Here is a 735-nt window from a genome sequence, read left to right as displayed (position 1 = left end):
GATGGAGCGTCTTCCGCCTTTCTTTCTCAAGAGCTACGGCTGGCCTCGTGTTGATGACCGTCGCGTGCTGAGCGGCATCATCTTCGTTAACCGAAACGGTCTGCGCTGGCGCGATGCGCCCCGGGAATACGGTTCACACAAGACATTCTACAACCGCTGGAAGCGCTGGAGTGCGATGGGGATCTTCATCAGAATGATGGATGGTCTGGCTGATGGACAGGAAGAGCCCCGGACCATCATGATTGATGCGAGCTATCTCAAGGCACATCGTACGGCTTCGAGCCTGCGACTCAAAAAGGGGATCCAGGTCGCCTGATCGGTCGCACAAAAGGCGGTATGAATACGAAGCTGCATGTCATCACCGATCAGAACGGACGACCGCTGAGCTTCTTCATGACGGCGGGGCAGACCAGTGATTATACAGGTGCAGCAGCCCTTCCCGACAGTCTTCCCATAGCTCAATGGATGCTGGCCGATCGCGGGTATGACGCAGATTGGTTTCGGGATGCCCTGAAGGGGAAAGGGATAAAGCCCTGCATTCCTAGCCAGAAATGTCGTGGAAAACCGGTCAGATACGACAGGCGGAAATACAAACACCGCAGCCGTATCGAGATCATGTTCGGAAGAATAAAGGACTGGAGATGGGTCGCAACACATTATGACAGATGCCCGAATGTCTTCTTCTCAGCCATATGCCTCGCTGCAACTGTCATCTCCTGGTTATGAGTCCGGAGC

At 54.6% G+C, this 735-nt stretch carries 1 protein-coding gene; it reads left to right on the top strand.

Translation table 11 applies throughout. The features are described from left to right. Position 1 precedes the first annotated feature (1 nt). Positions 2-726 (top strand): IS5 family transposase gene (locus tag CFR79_RS15545; RefSeq protein WP_258373666.1). Its coding sequence is split into 2 segments (ribosomal slippage): positions 2-308 and positions 308-726, totalling 726 coding nucleotides; the frame shifts between segments, so codons are not numbered across the junction. Positions 727-735: the final 9 nt, after the last annotated feature.

The sequence above is a fragment of the Komagataeibacter saccharivorans genome (genome assembly GCF_003207825.1).
GTDB classification, from domain to species: domain Bacteria; phylum Pseudomonadota; class Alphaproteobacteria; order Acetobacterales; family Acetobacteraceae; genus Komagataeibacter; species Komagataeibacter saccharivorans.
The sequence above is the reverse complement of the archived record's forward strand: the minus strand, read 5'-3'. Positions and strand labels throughout refer to the sequence as shown.